The sequence below is a fragment of the Bradyrhizobium sp. Ai1a-2 genome, assembly GCF_000426245.1.
In the GTDB taxonomy this organism is placed as follows: Bacteria; Pseudomonadota; Alphaproteobacteria; order Rhizobiales; family Xanthobacteraceae; genus Bradyrhizobium.
This window is the reverse complement of record NZ_AUEZ01000239.1, coordinates 1-1,247: the sequence shown is the minus strand read 5'-3', so window position 1 is coordinate 1,247 and position 1,247 is coordinate 1. Positions and strand designations below refer to the sequence as shown.

The window sequence follows — 1,247 nt, the reverse complement described above, 5'->3', positions numbered from 1 at the left end:
AATGCTCCATGGCTGTTCCTCTCCTGATGCTTGAGGCCGATCGCTCGGACCTCGTTTTCAACCTCATCATTCTGAGGGACAGCTACCTACCCTGGCTACGCCCGCGAAGGCCGGCCCATTATGGCATCTAGGTGTTTAGTCCCGGCATTTGCTGGAGCGGGTTGAATTTGAATCGTTCTGGCTGGGAAGTCCAGCATTTGCAGATGTATTCGTAGGGTGTGAGGCCCTTCAGGGTCTTCAGCCGCCGTGCGTAGTTGTAGGCGGTGATGAAGTCAGCAAGGTGAGCTTCGAGCTGATCGTGTCGATCGTAATGGTAGCGTTGGACGGTGGCTTCTTTGATCGTGCGGTTCATGCGCTCGACCTGGCCATTGGTCCAGGGATGCTTGATCTTGGTCAGCCGATGTTCGATCCCGTTTTCTTGGCATTGCATGTCGAACATATGCGTCACGTATCTTGCCGTCGGGCCGTCCGAATAGCGCGGCGGGAAGGTGAACTGGATCCCATTGTCGGGAGCACGGTATGGATCTTGTAGGGGACGGCTGCGATCAGAGCCTCGAGGAAGGCCGAGGCTGAGGTCCTTCCTGTCTTCTTGACCAGTTGCACGAAGGCGAACTTGCTGGTGCGATCGATTGCGACGTAGAGGTAGAGCTTGCCTTCAGCGGTCTGGAGCTCAGCGATGTCGATGTGGAAATAGCCGATCGGATAGGCCTTGAACTTCTTCTTCGAGGGCTTGCCGCCTTCGACCTCCGGCAATCGGCTGACGCCGTGGCGCTGGAGGCAGCGATGCAGGGATGACCGCGTCAGATGCGGTATGGTCGGCTGCAGCGCATAGAGGCAATCGTCGAGTGGCAGCAGCGTGTGCCGCCGGAAAGCGACGATGATCGCCTCCTCCTCGATGGAAAGGACAGTCGACTTGGCTTCCTTGGGACCAGTCGAACGATCGACGACGGTCTCGCGCCGCTTCCACTTCGCGACAGTCTTCTGGTTGATCCCGTAGCGCTTGGCGAGAGCTCTCAGGCTCTCTTGACTATTTTGTATTGCTCGACGGATTGCCTCCGTCGTGGTGGCGCAGCCGTGTAAAATCTGTCCCATAGCGCATCCTTCGAATCGTGCGACAAGAATGCACCATCAAAGCTTGGTACTAAACAGCTCCACAGGCGACAAGCCTGCAACGGCGGCTGCAGAACACGGCATTGCCCTCGAGGTCATAAAGCTGTCGGAGGCCAAACGAGGCTTCGTGCTGCTCC

2 pseudogenes are annotated in these 1,247 nt (G+C 57.5%); one reads left to right on the top strand and one right to left on the bottom strand.

Annotated features, from left to right (window positions below):
- Window positions 1–127: 127 nt before the first annotated feature.
- Window positions 128–1,092: pseudogene (locus K288_RS49220) on the bottom strand (IS481 family transposase).
- A 61-nt stretch (window positions 1,093–1,153) separates the two neighbouring features.
- Here K288_RS49220 and K288_RS53370 point away from each other — a divergent pair.
- Window positions 1,154–1,247: pseudogene (locus K288_RS53370) on the top strand (IS5/IS1182 family transposase); the annotation flags it as partial.